This window comes from Phyllobacterium zundukense (genome assembly GCF_025452195.1).
Lineage (GTDB): Bacteria > Pseudomonadota > Alphaproteobacteria > Rhizobiales > Rhizobiaceae > Phyllobacterium > Phyllobacterium zundukense_A.
The window spans coordinates 70,275-89,414 of the sequence record NZ_CP104970.1 but is presented as its reverse complement, the minus strand read 5'-3'; the positions used below and the strand labels follow the sequence as shown (position 1 = coordinate 89,414).

Here is a 19,140-nt window from a genome sequence, read left to right as displayed (position 1 = left end):
TTGCACTTCTCAGCACCGGAAAGGTCATCTCATGCTTCGCGCAAGTCAGTCTGGGCTGCACAGATTGCTCGAGCGAGTCGATCCAGCATCTGATCAATATCGCCCTCTCCGACCACCAATGGTGGCGCCAGGCCAATAACGTTGTCGGAGAATGCGCGGACGATGAGGCCGTTTTCGTAAGCTTTTCTTCGAACCAGCTGGCTGACGTTTAGCCGCGGATCGAATGATTCTCGGGTCTCCCGATTTGCAACCAGCTCGATAGCTGCGAGCAGCCCTTTGCCACGAACATCGCCGACCCAAGGATGTTCCCGAAGCGCATCGAGGCCGTTGAGCAGGTGAGCTCCGACCACCTTCGAGTTCTCCGGCAGCCGTTCGCGCTCATAAATTTCAAGGCACGCGAGAGCAACGGCTGCAGAGACGGGGTGGCCCGTGTAAGTGAAGCCGTGTGCGAAAGGTAGATCGCGCGGCACTTTGTCGACCAGGGCGCGGTAAATCTCGTCATTCATTAACACCGCTCCCATGGGCGAATAGCCTGAGGTCAACCCCTTTGCGATGATCATAATGTCGGGCTCGACACGCTCCCAATCGCACGCAAAAAGCTGGCCCGTGCGACCAAATCCGGTGATCACCTCGTCAACCACAAATAGGATGTCGAGCTTTGCGCAGGCATCGCGCATGGCAGCTAACCAGCCCTCCGGCGGCACAATGACGCCCCCTGACCCCTGCACCGGCTCGCAAAAAAATGCAGCTACTTTCTCCGACCCGCCGAGGTCAGTGACCTTCGTTTCAAGCGCGGCCACGCTCCCGCTGATGATCTCGGCATCTGTGACTCCATAGGAACTCCGATACCGATAATGAGATGGAATATGGTGCTGGTTCGGAAGAGGAAGATCGAAAAAGCGGTGGCAACTAGTAAGGCCGGTGAGACCCGCACCGGTCGAACTCACACCATGATAACCCCGCTCGAGCCCAATCACGTGTTTCTTCTCTGGCCGGCCCGTGACGTTGAAGAAATAGCGAATTGTTTTCAACGTGGAGTCGACAGCATCCGAGCCGCCTAACGTGAAGAAGACATGCTGAAGGCTTTCTGGAGAAAGCCGAACGAGTTCTTCCGCGAGCTGCAGTGCCGGCTCGTTAGCAAAACCAAAAAAACTGGAAGCATATGGCAGCTTTGACATTTGCCGCTGTGCTGCTTCGATAACTTCGCTTCGGCCATACCCAATGTTCACGCACCATAGCCCTGCGAAGCCGTCGAGCAACTCGCGGCCGTCACAGTCGGTTACCGTGACTCCCTTACCCGAGACGATCACATTTGGCCCATCGTCTTCGACCTCGGCAAGCTGGGTGAAGGGATGGATGAATTGGTTGGTCGCATTTGGATGCGACTTGGCTGGATTGAACATTATATACTTGGTCCTTGATTAAACGGATAACGGCTGAGCAGCGGAACGGCGCCTTTGATATGCGCGCCGCTGCACGGCCTCTCCAAAGGCCTTGAAAAGTGCCTGCGAGGGCGGATCCTCCCAAAAATGCCATTCCGGATGCCATTGAACGGCGACAGCAAACCCAGCGTCCCGAACGCGCACGGCTTCTATCACTCCATCCGGTGCCAGCGCCTCGATCTCCAGGTTTGCTGCCAGTTGATCTATTCCTTGCTCATGTAGTGAATTCACTTCGATGGTGTCTGCCCCAACCAATCCCGACAACAATGAGCCGCCGGCCAAGCTCACGGAGTGCGCCTTGCCGTAGCGCGTGTCCTTGGTCGCATTTGCAGTAGCTCGATGATCAATCTTGTCGGGCCGCGTGTGCAGCCGGGCACACAAGGTGCCGCCGAAGGCGACATTCAGCTCTTGCAACCCTCTGCAAACACCAAACAGCGGAATGTCCTGTTGGATCGCTAATTTAATGAGGCTAATGGCGGTTTCATCACGTTTGGGATCAAGAAAATCACCTTCGATCTCCTGCGAAGCACCGTAAATCTCTGGTGCAACGTTGGAGAGGCTGCCAGTCAAGAACAGCCCATCAAGGTGCGAGATGATACTCTTCGCATAGTCGGGGCCCAAGGCTGGCAACAAAACGGGGGCAAGGTGCGCGCAGACTGCCATTGCGACAATGTATTTGTCCTGCACGGCATGCCAGTCTTGACCCTCGATTGGCCGAATGCAGGTGGAGATTCCCACGAGAGGAGAGACGCTCTGCAGCATCCTAATACCCCCTCGCCAGGTTCACGACGTTGATGAGATCTTCGCCAGCCAGATATCGCCTGGCGTTCTCGAAAAAAATTTCAAGTATACGCCGAGGATACTCCGTTGGATTTCCTGCGATGTGCGATGTGACAATGACGTTCGGCATCGTCCAAAGAGGATTGGTAGGCGGAAGCGGCTCTACCTCAAACACGTCAAGAGCAGCGCCGGCGATCTGACCGTCTCCAATTGCTCTTATGAGAGCCAACTCATCCACAACCGATCCGCGAGAAATATTGATCAGGTAGCCCGAGCGCTTCATTGCGCTCAACTCCTTCGCGCCTACCAGCTTGTAAGTCTCGGTGGTCGCTGGCACCACCAGCACGACAAAGTCGGACCGAGAGAGAAACTCGTCGAACTCTTCTCTAGTATAATATTGATCGACTGGTTCGCCGAGCCGCGCGGATCCGCGCCTCATACCCAAGACAGTCATCCCAGCCGACTTTGCTCTTCTCGCTATCTCCGCACCGATCGCCCCCAAACCAACAATGCCGATCGTTTTACCTGACAGCGGATCAACAAACTTTGGTTTCCACTGTTGCGCGGCCTGCTGACGCAGCAAGTCCGGAAAGTCCCAGTGCAACATCGTCACTGTGCCCAAGACGTAGTCAGCCATAACCTCGCCGTGCACGCCACGAGCATTGGTGACCAAGGTATTCTTTAGGCGCTCGCGAACCGGCACGAGAAAGTCTACGCCTGAATTCGTCGACTGAATCCATTTGAGCCGTTGTGCATCCTGGAGCGCTTCCACAGGAAACCGTGGCGCCAATATGATTTCGGTATCGCCGATGTGCTGTCTTAGAAAATCGGGATCAGAACCAAAAACCACCTCTGCATCCGGAAGCGCCCGGCGAATGCCCACCACATAATCTTCCGGCTCGGGATGGTAGACAAGTATTTTGGCGGCCGACCGCGGGTCTCGAGATCTCGCGAAGCGATGTTCTTGTCTATGCTCGACCGCCGAAGTTAGGTCTTTCATGATACAATAAGCTCCCGAGGATAGTTTGTGAGTTTTTCATACCCAGTGGCAGTAATGGCTATCGTTTCGCTTACGGCAAAACCATCTACGACGAGATAGGTATGAAACGTCATGCCGACTTGGAATGACCACGTTGATTTCGGCGTGACTTCCAAATACTCAGCTCCATTTGGATAGAGCATCAATCCGACCGAGTAGAATGTCTTATTTATATACCGTTCTACTATTCCCGTTGCGACGACCCCCTCTCGGTAGATCTGATCTGGCACGGTTGCTCCAATGCCGGGAGCTATCTCGGACAATGCCCGATCCTGAATCTTGAATAGCTGATCCGCTAGTCGCTTTTCTGCGGCTGTTGCATGCCCGACTTTAAGCGGGCGCATGAAACGTGCATGATAGTTTTGGACGTGAGGGCACATTTCTAACTGAACTGTATCACCGGCATGCAGGATACGATCCGTGTACATGCAATGGATGGACTTCGCAGCCTCGCCCGACGCGATCGGTCCCGGCTCGGCCCGGTCACTGCCAGCGACCACCATGGCTGCCGCAACGGCAGCGCCTATATCTCTTTCGCGCTCTCCCGCACGGGCCACCTTGCGCGCAGCATCCATTGCCGCTTCAGCCGCGCGTCCTGCGCGCCGTTGGTAGTCTATCTCGGCCGGGGACTTGATGAGGCGTCGTTTCCGAACGAGGTTGCCAGCATCTATGATCGCCAAAGTCTTCGGCAGCAGACCTGTGAGCCTTTCGTACCGACTTGCGTTCAGTTGCCAAGCGAACTTCTCGATCCCAACCTTGGGCGATTCTCCGACAATTGATTTGATTGCACCTACAGCGAGAGCGTCAACGTCGTCTCCGTCCGCCCAGCGAAAATTTCTCTCGAACGCGGCGCTTCGTTGAAAATGGTAAGCTTCCAGATCGCGAAAGAACAGAACGGGATCGCCATCGACAGGAATGATGGCAAAATGAAAGCAGTTGTAACCTCTCGGCGAAAGGAAGCCGGTCAGGTAGGTGATTGATTCTGGTTCAAAAGCCAGCAGCGCATCGAGACCCTGAGATCGCATGTCAGACTGCACATTTCGAACTCTAGTGTCGTACTCTGCCTTCGAGAAGTTGAGGTTCGTGCCCATGCTGTTTCCTTTGATCAAAGTGATGCAACTCGTCTCACCCATCGGTGCGTCCAGCCGGGCGAGATCTCAGTGAAGCGAGTTGTGGCGCCACCAAGAGAGCGATTGAGACCATGATCATCAATGTGGAGACGGCAGCGATGGTTGGATCGACTTCGAAGCGGACTCCATCCCACATTCGCTTCGGAAGGGTGGTTGCCGATGTACCGCTGAGGAATAGTGCGAGGACGACATCATCGAAGGAGGCGAGAAAGGCAAAGAACGCTGCTGTAATAATACCGGGTTTGATCGCTGGCAGAGTAACCTTGAGAAAAGCTGTCATCGAAGTGGCCCCCAGGCTACGAGCCGCCTGCTCCGGTCGGATGTCGACGCTGCGCAATGCACCTGAAACGACGATTACAACCAACGGCAGAGCCAGCACCACGTGAGCGAGTACCAGCCCTGTGATGGTACCAACCAACTGGAACCGTGCAAACTGGAAGTAAACGGCCACGGCTGTTATCAGGGTCGGCACGATCGAAGGCGACACCAGAAACGCGGTGGCGAGACGAGCCCCCAGAAAGCGCCCCCGCACGATGCCGATGGCAGCTAGGGTCCCCAACAGCGTGGCTGCAAACATTGTGAGTGTCGCGACCTTGATACTAACCCAGGTAGCCGCGATCCAATCAGGTCGATTGAAATAGTTCTCATACCATTGCAACGAGAACCCACGTGGTGGAAATTCCAGGAACGGCGAGGCGCTCAAGCTAAGGGGGAACAAGATCAAGATAGGGGCAATCAGAAATCCGACAACAGCCCAGCCCAGTACCGGCGTGACGAAGCGGCTCGCGGACGAACTGGAACTGAATGCGGACTGCCAAGTAGCGAGCGCACGCGTTGCAGTGCGCAATGTCCGGCTCGGTGTCACTTGCCCACGACTTGCCCCGTCCTGGCCGGTAATTCCTACAAGCCTCCAATACATGGCAACAAGTATCAGGGTCGCGACCAGCAGGATAACCGCCATTGCCGCCGCTAGTTCCCAGTTGAGGGACTCATTCAATTGGCGCTCGATAAGCATGACGTATGTTACGTCGCCAGCCCCTCCCAGCAATGCCGGCGTGACGAAGAAACCAAGACTTAGGATAAAGACGAGAAGCGATCCCGCCACAATCCCGGACGCGGTAAGAGGAACGAATACCAAGGTGAAAGCTGCTAGTGCGCCAGCACCGGCGCTTCTGGCCGCATCTACTAGTCGCAGATCAACCCGTTTCATGGCTGCGTAGAGCGGCAGGATCATATAAGGCAGCATAATATGAACCATGCCGACGTAGACGCCGAACCGATTGTACAAGAGTGTGAGAGGTTCTGAGATCAGCCCGCCATCCGCCAGAAGCTGATTTACAATCCCGTTGCGGCCTAGCACCACAATCCATGCGTATGATCGCACGAGTACACTGGTCCACATAGGTAATACGACTAGGATTGTGAGAACCTGGGTCCAGCGAGGGCCGGACCTGATCATTAGATAGGCAACGGGATAGCCCAGAAGCAGGCACAATGCTGTGACCTCTGCCGATAAACGGAGAGTGCTTAGAAGCACCTTCCACATGTAGCGATCCGTCAGCGCTACCTCGTAGCTGTTCAAGGACCATTCATTCGCGCCGAAACTGGTGGCGAGCAGCCTAAAAATGGGCACCCCATAAACCGCACCCAGTAGTAAAAGCGCCGGAAGCATGAGCAGCAGGAAGCCGTGGCGGCGGAGCAGCTCTGTAAAAAACTTCTCGCACTGAACACCCGCGTGTGTTCTGGCTGTCGCAGCTCCTGTGCTCATTTGTTATCTCCTCAGCGCTGCAACCAAGCGTTCCACATGTCGATGTTTCGTTCGATATTCGATTTCCCATTGGACTTTTGAGCCCACCATGCAGCGTCGAGCCAAACTTGCTTTTGCAGGTTATCTGGGGCGGTCGCGAGGTCCTTAGCTTGCTCATCAGTGAGCAGCTTGAAAGCGTCGGGGTTTGACGGAGAGTATGGGATCAATTTGCTGAGTTCAGCTTGAGGCTCAGGTCGTGATGCGAACTCTATGAACTTGAGAGCGTTCTGGACGTTCTTCGCCCCCTTAGGGATTCCCCAATAGTCAGCAGCAACGAGACCTTGGTTCCAGTCGTAGTCAACTGGCGCTCCCTGCGCCTTCAACTGCGCAATGCGCCCTTGGGACGCCATACCGAAGTCGGCTTCGCCATCGACAATTGCTTGGGGAGCCATGGCACCCGTCGTTTGCCATTTCACGACGTGCGGCTTTATGTTGGAAAGACTACGATAGGAGCGCTCCAGATCGAGCGGATACAGCTGCTGAGGTTGAATTCCATCCGCCAATAGCGCGAACTCGTTCGGGCGTACGACATAGGTACCGGACGGCATAATTCTCGGACCGGGAAATTTTTGGACATCCCAAACCTCAGCCCAACTCCGCGGATGCTTGCCGGTCGGATATCGCTTCGTATTGAATGCGATGACGTTTGAATAGAACAGCGCCCCAACCCCGTAAGGATGCACTACGCGCCTGTCCACTCTCGCGATAATGTTTTTATCGATGGCGCTATAGTCGATCTTCTCAAGGAGATTGTTCTCCGCCAGTACCAGGAAGTCTGCAGGCGTAAACTCAGCCACATCCCATTCGATGTTGCCGCTCATATTCATCGTGCGCACTTTCGCGAGCGAAGGTCCCGTCGCTTCCACTACCTTGATGCCGGTAGACTTTTCGAATGGCTCAAAGAGCGCTTTTCGCTGGGCATCTTGAAACTGGCCGCCAAATGAAGCGATCACCACCGTGCCGGAGCTCTGGGCTCGCGCTCGGCCAAAGCTTGCGAGTGCGGCACCCGCTGCGAGGCCCGAGGTGAATGAGCGCCGCGTCAAATTCTGTCCCATAATATTCCTCCCTGTTTTTTGTTAGTTCCGGCATTCGCTGATCGAGTTCATCGGCACGAAGACCACAGCGTCATCGGGTCTCCAGCCGACTATTGTGGCATCTCCGACACGCAACCGAGGCTGATGCCGTACGTTCCGGGTTCTCGCTACCAAAGTGTCTTCGCGCGAAATTCGGATCACATACTTGATAGAGTCTCCGGCATAGGTGACGTTCTCAATCACGCCATCAAACCGGTTCGCGACATCAGCAACTTCTTGTCCCACGAGAACATGCTCAGGACGCACTACCAACGCTGCAACGCTTGCATCATGCCCGTGGCGTGTCTGGCCCGTACATTCGATCGCCCCAGTAGTGAGGATCGTACAAAATTCCCCAGCTATAGTGCGGACCGTCCCCATAATGCGATTTGTGTCACCCACAAAATCCGCAACGAATGGCGTGGCCGGATATTGGTAAAGCTCTTCAGGAGAACCAATCTGCTCAAGTTGACCGTTGCTCATGACCGCGATTCGATCAGATATAGTCAGCGCCTCTTCCTGGTCATGGGTGACCATGATCGTCGTTATCCCGAGCTGCCGTTGAAGTCTTTTCAACTCGGCTTGCATGCTTTCACGCAACTTGCGATCGAGCGCGCCTAAAGGCTCATCAAGCAGAAGAACAGGAGGGTCAAAAACAACCGCGCGCGCGAATGCAACCCGTTGTTGTTGGCCGCCGCTCAGCTGAGACGGTAGCCTTTCGCCAAAGGCGGGCAACTCCACCAGTTCGAGCACACGCCGAACCCGTACGCGGACCTCGTCCTCGGGGACGCCTCTCATCCTCAGGGGGAACGCCACGTTGTCTGCGACCGACATATGCGGGAAAAGCGCTAGATGCTGAAACACAACCCCGATATTGCGACGATTGGGCGGTAGGTGATCTATACGGGTTTCATCAATTAGGATTGTGCCGGAGCTTAGATCCGTGAACCCGGCGATCGCCATCATCATCGTCGTCTTTCCTGAGCCGCTTGGCCCTAACAGCGTCAGGAACTCGCCTGGATTGACTGTTAAAGTGACGTCTTTCAGCGCCGCGAAATCACCATAGAATTTGGAGGCGAGCCTAACCTGGACGCTTTTACCAAGGCCTCGTGGTTCTGTGCTTGGACATGAGGAGAAGCCTAACTCTGGCATCGAATATTCGAGAGTGGGAGTTATTTGGCTAGACACAGGAGCCTCCTTTATTAATTTGGGGGCCAGCCGCCCGGTGGTGCACGATTTCCATCGGGATCGATGCTCTAGCTGGGGCGAACAATGCTTCACGGGCGCGCATGACGGAGATGACGTGCTCCCTTGCCGAACGAAGATGCACCCGGATCACCTCCGCCGCCTCCTGCCCCCGGCCAGTGTCGACCAAGTCGACGATTAGCTTATGCTCGCGATGCGAGGTCGCAGAAGCCTCCTCGCTCTCATTGAGAACCTCCATCCAGACAAAGGTCAGCATCTGGTCCAACAACCGGTCGAGGGCCTGTTGTATTGCTCTGTTGCCGCTCGAACGGGCGAGAATCTGATGAATAGCCAGCCCTAAGCGGACCTCTTCACCTTTGCGTGCCGGATTGGCCTGCAATTTCTCAATTTGCAGCAGGATGTCGCGAAGCTCTTGAATATCGGTCGGCTGGACATTCGCAGCTGCGAGTTGGATCGAACCCACCTCTAAGATCTCTCGGAGGTGATAGAGATCCGCAACTCGCCGTGAATCCGCATTGACAACGTAGAACCCTCGCTCGCGGTAATCGACGATGCCGATCTCGACTAAGCGGCCCAACGCTTCCCGGACGGGGGTACGACTCACTCCCAGATCGCGGGCCAGAGCACGATCGACGAGTTTCATTCCTGGTCGCAGTTCGTTGCTGATGATCATCGTTCTAAGTCGATCGAGGATGACGTCGCCTAATTGGCGCTCGCTCATAATTGCATTCCTTTTGGTATTCCATTTCAAATGCCATAATTCTCGCATTTAGTCAAGTTCCGTTTTGGTCGGGTCGACCGGGTAACTCTATCCGCGGCCTTCATACCAATGGAACGATGCCTTGACACGCAACGGGATGGCTGCTAGCCGGAGAGACGAGGTATTCCAAATGACATTCCGAGAATATAGATGAGCGACGCCCAGATCGGAACAGCTGTACTCAACACACTGCGCAATATGATTCTGCGCCACGAACTTCGCCCGGGTGAAAAGCTGGTCGATCGCACGTTAGCTGCCCGGTTGCGAGCCAGTCGCACGCCAGTTCGTGAGGCATTTGGGAGGCTTGAAGAACTGGGACTGGTTGAGAAACGCGACCGCGGCTACTTCGTTGTAGAAATGAGTTCTTCGCGAGCTTTCGACCTTTACCAGCTTCGAGAGATACTTGAAGTTGCGGCTGTTCATCTGGCCGCTGAAAAAGCCACAGAAAGCGAGCTCCAGGAATTCCGGGATATCGTCGGACAAGTGAACCATCTCCGAACTTTACCGGGGCGGCGTGCAGACGAAGTTAGGATTGGGATGACCCTTCATGAATCAATCGCCCGTGTCAGCGGAAATAAGGAACTACACCAAGCCCTCGTTCGTATTTTAAGCCAGATGGTTACCTTCATGTGGATCGAGGTCTTGCATGAACCTCAAGGTGCGTCAGCGGGTTCCCAAGATGATCACGAGCGGATTGTCAAGTACATCGAGATGAAAGACGGATTCAACGCAGCCGAGGTTATGCGCTCGCACATTCGGGCCGGCAGGGAACGCCTTACGACGGTCCTGCTGGCACGAGAGGCCCAATCGAACTTTGTCTTGCCGGTCGGCTATGGCCTGTCCGGATTATCCAAGCAGCGATGATAGAAGGCAGAGGCAAGGGCGCCGGCTCATACGTTCGGCATTAAGGCTAAAGTACTCAGCGCGTGGGCTATTCAGGCAAGTGTGGGTTTGCATTTTGGCGACTGTCCTTGAAAACTCTCAGCCAACCGCCGCTGCAAGGTCTGCGACGTTCAGCACAGCATAATGGACTGGTAAATTCGTGAGCTTGCGTATTCGAGGTGCAAACCGTGCGAAGAATGTACACTCGCAGACAATAGTTGCGATGCCATCATGCTTGCGGACACGCGCGATGATATCGTCTGTATCGGCAAGCGCATCCGCGACGCTGGTTCTCCCGTCTTTCACCATCATGTAGTCGTACAACTTCGTACCTTCCAATTCCTCGACCGCCAGTCTCGAAGGCCCTTGATGCCCGGGACATTCATGATACTCGCATCCAGGTATCGCGAGTCGTAGGTCATTACAGCGACCTTCTTGGTCGCGGGAAGCTGGGCCAGCAGCATCGGGAGAAAAAGCAGGCTTGACGTCGATACGGGTACCGACACGGCCGACGAGATGGCCTTTCTGGAACCGGACGGTAGACCCACAATCGCAGGAGATTGAACTTACACATATAGTTCTCCAACTTTTTCGTCTTTCACGTCCGGTCTCTTAGGCTCATCTTCTGACGGAAGACGTAATTATAAGCCTGCTTACAGGGGTTTCGTGCTGCGAACGGCTTGGCCTGGAAACAGGTCAGGCACGACCTTGCTGTCCACGAGAGTGGGTACGCCAGTTACGATCACGTACCGGATGCCGACAGACGGCTGCATTGGCTTTTGATAGGTGGCCATATCCTTGATCGCGACGGGATCAAAGACGGTGATATCGGCATCGGCGCCGACCTGCAGCCGTCCCTTTCTGGCCATCTGCTCTGAAATAGCCTCGAGCCGCCGCGCCGGCATGATCGTCATCTTGGCAAGCGCCAGCTTGAGGTCGAGCCCCTTGTCTCGGACATAATGACCCAACACGCGAGAGAACGTTCCCGCACCCCGCGGATGCGACCTATCGTCGAGGCCATCGGATGCGATCATGACGGTCGGGTCCATGATGGCGGCGTCCACCGCCGCTTGAGGAGTACTAAAACCGATCACGACCGCTTCGGGATGCTCATCGCGCATTCGGTTGAAGCTGTCCTCCGTCATCCTCTCGCCGGTCTCAGGCAATTGGAGGTCAGAATAGGTAATGCCGTACTTTTGCTGCCAGCCAGGACGAAAGATTGCGTCTCCCAAGGCGTTGGACCATCCATTGTACGGATAGACCTCTGTCGTAATATCCGCGCCATTTTTACGAGAGCCCTTTATCATTTCGAGGATTACCGCTGTGTCAGCCGCTCCGGTCGACGGCAGGTGGACAATCTGCACGGGCGCGTCGGTCGCCGCAGCGTCCGCAATCACTTCTTGGTTGGTGGCGATGCTCGTGCCGGGACCAACATCGACGTCTGGCCGGGCGCGTACATGAATGAACACGGGATAGCGGGTGGATGCCGCCGCTTTGAAGATCTCGTAAACTTTGCGGCGGCCGGAGGCCGGCACATAACCGGTAAGAAGACCATAGCCAAGCGCACCGTTGGCGATCTCATCATTCAACATCCGAACGATGCGCTGCTCCTGCTCGGGCGTAGTCGGAGTATTTTGCGCAGCGACATGTTGCGCACTTGTTCCGTCCTGGGGCTCGTTGATGGCCCAATGGCCGTGGCAGGAAAGGTTGGCGACAACCTTTAGCCGCGCGCAAGTATTACTGGCGGTCGCGCCGAAGTTGATCATCGCGCGGCCAGACAGCGCGTCGAACATCGCCCGGATCGGGAGCGCGCCTGCTTCCATGTCCAGAGCGGTTGTTACGCCGTCCTGTATCTGCAGCATCTGGGCTTCAGGGTTCTGGCCATGCGCGTGCAGGTCAACGAAGCCCGGCGCAATTACCAGACCTTCGGCATCGAGCATCCGCTTGCCCTGAAGGGGCGACGTCGAGATTGCGGTGATGCTTTGGCCGCTGATGCCGACATCAGCAATCTCGTCGCGGCCGCTCGCCGGATCGATGACGCGTCCACCATGGATCACGATATCGTAATCGGCGGCGAGAGCCGGTGATATGATGCTGCCCAGTGCGAACAATACGAAAATCAAGTCGTGAACAGTTGACCGCTTCACAAGAGTCCTCCTCACGAAAAATGCTCACATGCATGCTGCTGATCCGCGCGATCCTAGAAGCAGATCCAGCCTACCGTCCTGCGGTGACCTGGATCTCTACCGCATATCCGGATCCTGCTAGATTTGCCTCAACGCAAGCCCTGCAAGGCGTGCTTCCTGGGACCACCCAGCGGTCCCATACGTCATTCATTTCCGCAAAGGACGATATATCGGTCAACCAGATTGTTGCTGTGAGTATCTTGCTCTTGTCTACTCCAGCCTCTGCAAGCAGATCGTCGATTCTGGCAAGTATGTCTGCCGTCTGTTCTGCAACAGGAGTGCTGGGGGTGCGCGCAACTACCCCCGCTATAGACGACATTTCCGTAAGAAACTGCTTGGCTCATACGGGGTCCGACTTCATAGCGATTTAATTCATTCATGATTATTTCCTTTCAAGTGACGCTGACGCATCCCGGCCTATCCGAGAAGATGCAATTGAAGTTCCCGGATTTTCTTCCTTGGAAATTAACTTCCTTGTCGCAATCATAAGCTGCAATAAGAGGAAATCGGTTGCAGAATTTACATAACAGGATTGAACGTTCTGCTTCGGGACGCAAAACGCTCTATGGAATATGGCCGCGGATCTGTGAAAGGCTCCTTCCCTGTTATTAGATCGGCCAATAAACGCCCGGTTACCGGTCCAAGGGTGAGGCCCTGATGATTGTGGCCGAAAGCGCACCATAGCCCTTGATGCCTTGGGGCAGCTCCAATGACTGGGCGCATGTCCGGCAGACAAGGGCGGGCCCCCATCCACGGTTGCGGATCAATCCATTTCTCGAGGGGGAAAATCTCACGTGCTAGCGGCTCTGTTCGAGCCAGTTGCAGAGGCGTTGGAGCGGAGTCGCGGGCAGCAAACTCCACACCGGTGGTCAGGCGAATACCGCGGGTCATTGGCGCCAAAAGATATCCGCCGTCCACATCGACCACAGGATGATGAAGCATAGATCCGGCTCTGGCCTTGAAGTGCACGTGGTACCCACGCTTGACAGCTAACGGGATCCGATAGCCGAGGGGACGAAGGACGGTGTCCGACCACGGACCAAGGGCGACGACAACATCGTGCGCCCGAACTTCGCTACTTCCGCTGCCCACTGTCCAGTCAGTGCCCACCTGCTGGAGCGTGTCGGCATCACCCTGAACAAAGCGGCCACCGCGCCGCAAAAACAGATCAGCGTATCCCTTCACCAGACCGCCAGGATCAGGAACTGAAGCCGGATCCCGCCAATGAATCCCACCGATGAGGGCCTCGGACGTGTGAGGCTCACGCTCGCGTAGAGCCTTGCTGTCGAGCAGATCGAAACGCAACCCATAGGATTCGAGAGCAACCGCACTCTTCGCCGCTTGGTCAAGAGACTTTTGGCTCCGGTAGACGCCGATCCAACCTGTCCGGCGCAATTGCCCTAGGATCCCGGCTTCAGTCATGAGGAGTTCATGCTCGATGACCGACCGCTCAAGGAGCGGCAGCATATCGGCAGCCGCCATTTGCAAGCGTTCCGGAGCAGACTCTCGCCAGAAGCGCCAAAGCCAAGGAGCAATATGCGGCAGGAAGCGCCAGTCGGTACGAACGTCAGCCGAACGATTCAGAGCGTAGACGAGGACGGTCCAGAGATCCCGTGGAAACCCATAGGGAATGACACTCGAACGTTCAATCAGCCCTGCATTGCCATAGCTAGTTTCTTCGCCAATGCCGCGGCGGTCAACCAAGACGACGTCTCGGCCCCGCATCTGAAGATGCAAAGCGACGGATACGCCCACGATTCCGGCTCCCAGCACGATAACATCAGAGCGGATTTCTGCATGAGGACGGGTCATGAGTGCCTCAAGATCTGACTGAGAAAAAGCTTCGCTCTCTCGTGCTGCGGATTGGTAAAAAAAGTCGTGGGGCACACCCTCTTCGACGATCTGGCCCCGATCCATGAAGATCACTCGGTCCGCAACCGCGCGCGCAAACCCCATCTCGTGCGTGACGCAGACCATGGTCATGCCGTCGCGCGCGAGGCCGGTCATCGTCTCCAGCACTTCCGCGACCATTTCCGGATCGAGTGCCGATGTCGGCTCATCGAAGAGCATGACGGAAGGCTCCATGCAGAGAGAGCGTGCAATTGCGACGCGCTGCTGCTGCCCCCCGGAAAGCTGAGCCGGATACTTATTCGCCTGCTCCGGTATCCGCACGCGCTCCAGGAATTTCAGCGCGAGCTTTCTTGCCTCGGCCTCGGACACACCCTTGATCCACATCGGGGCGGCCATGCAGTTCATCAGCACCGTCATGTGTGGAAAGAGATTGAAGTTCTGGAAAACCATGCCCACGTTCTTGCGAACTTCAGTCACTTTCCGCATTTTGCTGTGCAGGCTGATTCCGTTAACGGTGATCTCACCCTCTTGATGCGCTTCGAGCCGATTGAAGCAGCGAATCAGAGTCGACTTTCCCGATCCGGACGGGCCACAGATGACGATGCGCTCGCCTCTGCGAACAACGAGGTTTATGTCAGTCAAGACTCTGAACGAGCCATACCATTTCGAGACATTTCTAACTTCGATAACCGCGTCGCTCGCAGACGTCTGCCCCTGGCCGGTAGGCTTGTGCAGCCCCGAAGTATCTTCTAGTTTATCTATTTTATCGACAATCATCGCACCTTACTCCTTGCGAAGTGGCGCTCGATCCTTGACTGGACGAGCTCAAGGCAAATCGAAACGACCCAATAGACAATAGCCGCCGCGACTAGCATCTCCATGTGGTGGAAAGTCGGCTGGCCGATAGTTCGAGCGAGGAAAGTCAACTCCCATACGCCAAGGACCGAAACGAGTGAGCTGTCCTTTAGCATAGCAATGAATGTATTTCCCATTGGTGGAATGATAACCGGAAGCGCCTGCGGTAGGATAATCTTGCGCATCGTCAGTCCAAATCCGAACCCCATTGACCGGGACGCTTCCCACTGGCCACGGTCGATGCTTTGAATGCCTGCGCGGAAGATTTCCGTCATATATGCTCCAACACAAAGCGAGAGTGCCAACACGCCAGAAGGCACGGCATCCAAAACGATACCAAGCTGTGGTAGGCCGAGGTAGATCAGGTAAATCTGCATGAGTAGCGGCAAACCGCGGAAGAACGAGGTGTAAAAAGTAGCGATGCCGTAGGCGAACCCATTGCTCGACAATTTGGCAACGGCCCCTAGTATTGCAATAATTGATGCGAATACGAGGGAGATCGCCGAAACGTAGATTGTTGTTACCAAGCCCTGACTAAGCAAGTAAGGCAGGTTCGCCCAAATGAATGGCATGCTCAGATTGAAGGATTGGAAGAATGCGAGAAATAGGAGCAGCAACTCAATCCATACGATGCCAATCTGCATCCTAAGTGGAGTAAAGCCGAGTAGAACGACGTTGAGGCAAAACGTAACCGCAATCACAAAGGCGATTGCAAAACGCCCATAGAGCCCGCTCTGCGCCGGGTCACCGATGACCGGTCGCATGAGTTCGCCCATAGTAGTTCCGGTAACGTTTACTATGAGGAAGGCCGCTAATACGACCACGAAGAGCGACGCGATAAAGCATGGTCTATGGACTAAGACCTCAGATCTCGACGGTATCTTTATAAAGCATAGGATCTCACTTTGCGAGGTCAGCGGATCCAGACGCTGGATCCGTTGAATCTTCGCCTCTGCTATTTTTCGACAGAATAATCTTTCCCGTACCACTTGACCGACAGCGTCGAGAGCGTTCCGCTTTTTCTCATACTCTCGATGGCAGCCGCAATTTTATCGGCAAGCTCTTTGTCACCTCGCAAAATCGAAATGGCACCTGGCGCAGAGTACAGCTGATCGCCAAGCAGCCTGAGCGGATAACCGCCTTGTATTGCGTTATCCGCTATCGTGCCGTCAGTGAGGAAGGCAGTGAGTCGAACTCCGTCGCCCAGTCGCAAGTCGTCAAAGCCGATGTTGCTACTTGCGTAGGTTTTAATCTCGCTCGGCTTAAAGCTATACTCTATACGGGGAGCGTTGAGCCAGTCCCCCGTCAAGCGATGATTTGCATATTGCTCCTGCGTATTGCCAGCAGCAACGCCCACAACCTTGTCATTGATGTCGGAAAGCTTAGTTGCCTTACTATCCTTATGTATGACAGCGACAGCTCTTTCATAGAAATACACCGCCGGAAACGCCAGTTTTTCAGCGCGCGCTTGAGTTGGAGTCATTTGGCCCATAGCCATGTCCCAACGGCCCTGCCAGTTTCCTGCCGCAATGACGTCAAAGCCGGGCGTGACGAATTTGATCTTCAAGCTCAAAGATTGCGCGACGCCTTTGGCAACATCGACGTCATAGCCATCGAGTTCATGCTTGTCGTTCAAGAACGACATCTTCCCCCAGTCCGTCCCGACCGCCACCGTCAGAGTCTTCGTAGCGAGCATCTTATCGAGCACGGCGCCTGCGCTGGCCGACGAACTGACCAAGGAAGCTGCTAGCGAGGCTGCCAGGGCCACCATCAATGTACGTTTGTTCATATTACTCCCCATTGTCATTGTTATCTGCTGTTGCGGTTTAATTCCGCCCGGGCTCGCGCACGAGCCAAGTTGTCGCGATTCCTAGCAAAGGTAGGGCCCGACTTTTTTGTCGGTTCTGCGGGCATAGCTCCTTCTGTCGAGTATACGGATGGAATACCATAATGAATACCACGTCGAGGACGTTGTCAATTCTTTCGGAAGGCCAGAAGAACGTTATCCTGCGTTTTGCGAGAGGTGCCCTGTGCTATGATCGTCGCGCTCGCCCGGAAGCTCCTGATTGCGCTGTGGCGGATGGTGAAGACCGGCGAGTTGCCCGAGGGCGTGCGCGTCCGACCGCATGCCACGGCAGCTGCCGCATAGTCGCGAGAGGACAGGCGAAGAGTTCCGTCTGCCTGTTAGCGAACCCGAGGTGGCGGGCGCCCGTTACATGACATGGTTCCAATACCGCTTTCCAGATGGGGACCGCCGCCCGGAGCCTGGTTGCCGATGCGGATGACTGCATGATGGTTCGGGCTTCCCTACGGCCCACCGAATACAAGGTCGCAGCGCACCTTGTGCGCCCCGCAAACCGGCTCCGCCTTTGACCACCTCGGCCCGTTCTTCCCGGGATTGAAGCGCCGTGCTCAGGACCTTCAAGGACTCTTCGCGCTGCAGTGCAGTGCCCTGCGGGCCTCCTTGACCGCCCCTGCGCGCGGCGCTGGTGAGAAGTCAGGCCGGGACGAAGGAATGCCCGCCCCGGCTGAACATAGGAATGGAGGTAACGATGCAGGCTTATTGACTTCGCGGTCGCCCATACAAGCGTCATGTATCTGGCACGCTAGACGGCCGATTCGTCGTTTTGCTCGAGCAGGATCGCGCCGACGAGGCGGACAATGACGTCATCATTGGGGAAGATGCCGACGATCGGATTTGTCGAGTGCAGCTTGGCGCGATGCTCCTTGGGGAAGGCCATGTAGGCCAGCACGTCGGGCTCGGCGTCATCCATGATGGCGGCGAGCTTGGGCACCTTCGGCCGGATTTGATCGGCGACGGTGCGCAATTGTGTGCTCGCGGCTTGCGGCGTCTCCTGGGCGAAGGCGGAGAAGCTCGTGGTCTCCGATGCGCACGAAGGCCTCAAGGCGGCCGTTGTTCGGCAAAGCATCGGTTGCCGTCTTCGGCTCCGTCGTAATCGCCAGTGGCACAAAGGCGGGTTCGATAGGCCCGTCCGCAAAGGCCGACACGGCCGTCATCGGTTCAGCAGGCAGCGCCAGAAGACCCTGACGCGCCTGCCGTCGCCAGGCCGATTCGCACCGCGATAAGCTGACCACCTAGTACGCGAGATGCATCGGCACATCGATTTTCCGTCTGGGCACGCACCCCGCATTGGATAACTTTAGAGGCGAGGAAAGCCCCGCACCTAACTTACGCCGGCCATAAGAAGACCTGCGTTGTGCCCTGCATCATAAACCGGCAGCCCCGTCGATCTTCGGATTCGAGGCGAGACACGCACGAATACCGTACATTCGCAAAGAATCGCGGCTACCTTTTCATGTTTTTGAACGCGAGCAATGATATCGTCGGTATCAGCCAAGACGTCCTGGACATTGATTTCGCCTTTCTCGGCCCACATGTAAGCGTATGTTGCTGTGTCCTCGAGCCCTTCGAAAATCAACCTTGATGGATCCGTGATAGAGAGCGCAGCCCAAATTTCCGCATCTATGCAGCGCGAATCCGCAGTCAGTACTGCTATCTTCTTGTCCGGGGGGACGGTGGACAGAAGTGCTGGCAATAGTAGTAGGCTTGAAGTTGATACCGGTATTGATACGGCCGAAGCAATGGCCTTCTGGTACCGAACAGTGAAGCCACAGTCACATGTGAGCGCCGAAGCTCCGGCTCGTTCAAGCTCTTTGGCGGCTTTCACGTACTCGATTTCGCAAGCATGATCGCCTGAAACGACATTATTTGCCCAAGCGCCGGGAATCTGTTTTAGCATCGGAGGAGACGCATAACGGCTCGGATGGCCAATGCCGTAACCAAAATCGGGATGCTGGCCAATGTACCGGCCGTCGTTCGACAGGGACAAAACTCCTATAGTCGCCATAAGTTGCTCCTTTGTGCAGTTCTTGACTAATGATGCGTCTCATAACAGCCTCGCCCAAGCTTTTCTCTAAGTTGATTAGATCGCAAAAACCTGCGCTTCATTGTTGCAACGCGGCGATCTCGATCTGCACCATTTCCTGCATGACGATGGAGAAGCCCGCGAATCTTGCACGCGGACAGAGACCTTCTAAGCTCAGTGCCCGTCGAAGAAAAATAGCTGTCGTATTCGACGAACGTTGGATCCGATGTCATTCACCGGCA

Annotated in this window: 14 protein-coding genes and 4 pseudogenes; 1 reads left to right on the top strand and 17 read right to left on the bottom strand. The window is 55.6% G+C overall.

The features are described from left to right. Positions 1-29: 29 nt before the first annotated feature. The 8 genes from N8E88_RS02205 to N8E88_RS02170 all read right to left on the bottom strand — a co-directional run bounded on the left by N8E88_RS02205 (position 30) and on the right by N8E88_RS02170 (position 9,198). Positions 30-1,403 carry an aminotransferase class III-fold pyridoxal phosphate-dependent enzyme gene (locus tag N8E88_RS02205; RefSeq protein WP_410010520.1) on the bottom strand — a complete coding sequence of 458 codons (1,374 nt, stop codon included), beginning with the start codon at positions 1,401-1,403 and terminating at the stop codon, positions 30-32. 18 nt (positions 1,404-1,421) lie between these two features. After that, positions 1,422-2,204: a gamma-glutamyl-gamma-aminobutyrate hydrolase family protein gene (locus N8E88_RS02200; RefSeq protein ID WP_262290901.1), complete on the bottom strand. Its 783-nt coding sequence runs from the start codon at positions 2,202-2,204 to the stop codon at positions 1,422-1,424. 1 nt (position 2,205) lies between these two features. Continuing rightward, entirely contained in the window at positions 2,206-3,222 is a 1,017-nt protein-coding gene (locus N8E88_RS02195; RefSeq protein WP_262290900.1) for a D-2-hydroxyacid dehydrogenase, read from the bottom strand. Next, positions 3,219-4,394, bottom strand: coding sequence for a M24 family metallopeptidase (locus tag N8E88_RS02190; protein ID WP_262290899.1), 1,176 nt, complete (start codon positions 4,392-4,394; stop codon positions 3,219-3,221). The genes N8E88_RS02195 and N8E88_RS02190 overlap by 4 nt, the downstream gene beginning before the upstream one ends. Then, positions 4,387-6,159, bottom strand: coding sequence for an ABC transporter permease subunit (locus tag N8E88_RS02185; RefSeq protein ID WP_262290898.1), 1,773 nt, complete (start codon positions 6,157-6,159; stop codon positions 4,387-4,389). Before N8E88_RS02185 ends, N8E88_RS02190 begins: the two co-directional genes overlap by 8 nt. An 11-nt stretch (positions 6,160-6,170) precedes the next feature. Further along, positions 6,171-7,154: an ABC transporter substrate-binding protein gene (locus tag N8E88_RS02180; protein ID WP_262290897.1), complete on the bottom strand. Its 984-nt coding sequence runs from the start codon at positions 7,152-7,154 to the stop codon at positions 6,171-6,173. Between the two features lie 120 nt (positions 7,155-7,274). Next, positions 7,275-8,423 carry an ABC transporter ATP-binding protein gene (locus tag N8E88_RS02175; protein ID WP_262291061.1) on the bottom strand — a complete coding sequence of 383 codons (1,149 nt, stop codon included), beginning with the start codon at positions 8,421-8,423 and terminating at the stop codon, positions 7,275-7,277. Positions 8,424-8,451: 28 nt separating this feature from the next. Further along, entirely contained in the window at positions 8,452-9,198 is a 747-nt protein-coding gene (locus N8E88_RS02170) for a GntR family transcriptional regulator (RefSeq protein ID WP_262290896.1), read from the bottom strand. Between the two features lie 189 nt (positions 9,199-9,387). Between N8E88_RS02170 and N8E88_RS02165 the strand changes: the two genes are divergently transcribed. Continuing rightward, positions 9,388-10,101, top strand: a complete 714-nt coding sequence (locus N8E88_RS02165; RefSeq protein ID WP_262290895.1) for a GntR family transcriptional regulator — start codon at positions 9,388-9,390, stop codon at positions 10,099-10,101. Between the two features lie 117 nt (positions 10,102-10,218). On the opposite strand, the gene N8E88_RS02160 is transcribed toward N8E88_RS02165, so the two are convergent. The 9 genes and pseudogenes from N8E88_RS02160 to N8E88_RS02115 form a co-directional block, all read right to left on the bottom strand. After that, the gene (locus N8E88_RS02160) at positions 10,219-10,458 is read right to left on the bottom strand and encodes an aspartate/glutamate racemase family protein (RefSeq protein ID WP_262290894.1); all 240 of its coding nucleotides are present in this window, start codon (positions 10,456-10,458) and stop codon (positions 10,219-10,221) included. A gap of 314 nt (positions 10,459-10,772) precedes the next feature. After that, positions 10,773-12,266 (bottom strand): amidohydrolase family protein, encoded by a 1,494-nt coding sequence (locus tag N8E88_RS02155; protein WP_262290893.1) that lies wholly within the window; start codon positions 12,264-12,266, stop codon positions 10,773-10,775. A gap of 70 nt (positions 12,267-12,336) precedes the next feature. Further along, positions 12,337-12,685, bottom strand: a pseudogene (locus tag N8E88_RS02150) (RidA family protein). 139 nt (positions 12,686-12,824) lie between these two features. Further along, on the bottom strand, positions 12,825-14,117 hold the full coding sequence (locus N8E88_RS02145) for an NAD(P)/FAD-dependent oxidoreductase (RefSeq protein WP_262290892.1): 1,293 nt from the start codon (positions 14,115-14,117) through the stop codon (positions 12,825-12,827). Beyond that, positions 14,114-14,843 (bottom strand): annotated as a pseudogene (locus N8E88_RS02140) (amino acid ABC transporter ATP-binding protein). Before N8E88_RS02140 ends, N8E88_RS02145 begins: the two are co-directional and overlap by 4 nt. Positions 14,844-14,929: 86 nt before the next feature. Continuing rightward, positions 14,930-15,905: pseudogene (locus N8E88_RS02135) on the bottom strand (amino acid ABC transporter permease). Between the two features lie 61 nt (positions 15,906-15,966). Next, positions 15,967-16,800 (bottom strand): transporter substrate-binding domain-containing protein, encoded by an 834-nt coding sequence (locus tag N8E88_RS02130; RefSeq protein ID WP_262290891.1) that lies wholly within the window; start codon positions 16,798-16,800, stop codon positions 15,967-15,969. A gap of 820 nt (positions 16,801-17,620) precedes the next feature. Continuing rightward, positions 17,621-17,881, bottom strand: a pseudogene (locus N8E88_RS02125) (transposase); the annotation flags it as partial. Between the two features lie 315 nt (positions 17,882-18,196). Then, the gene (locus tag N8E88_RS02115) at positions 18,197-18,880 is read right to left on the bottom strand and encodes an aspartate/glutamate racemase family protein (protein ID WP_262290890.1); all 684 of its coding nucleotides are present in this window, start codon (positions 18,878-18,880) and stop codon (positions 18,197-18,199) included. Between the last annotated feature and the right edge of the window lie 260 nt (positions 18,881-19,140).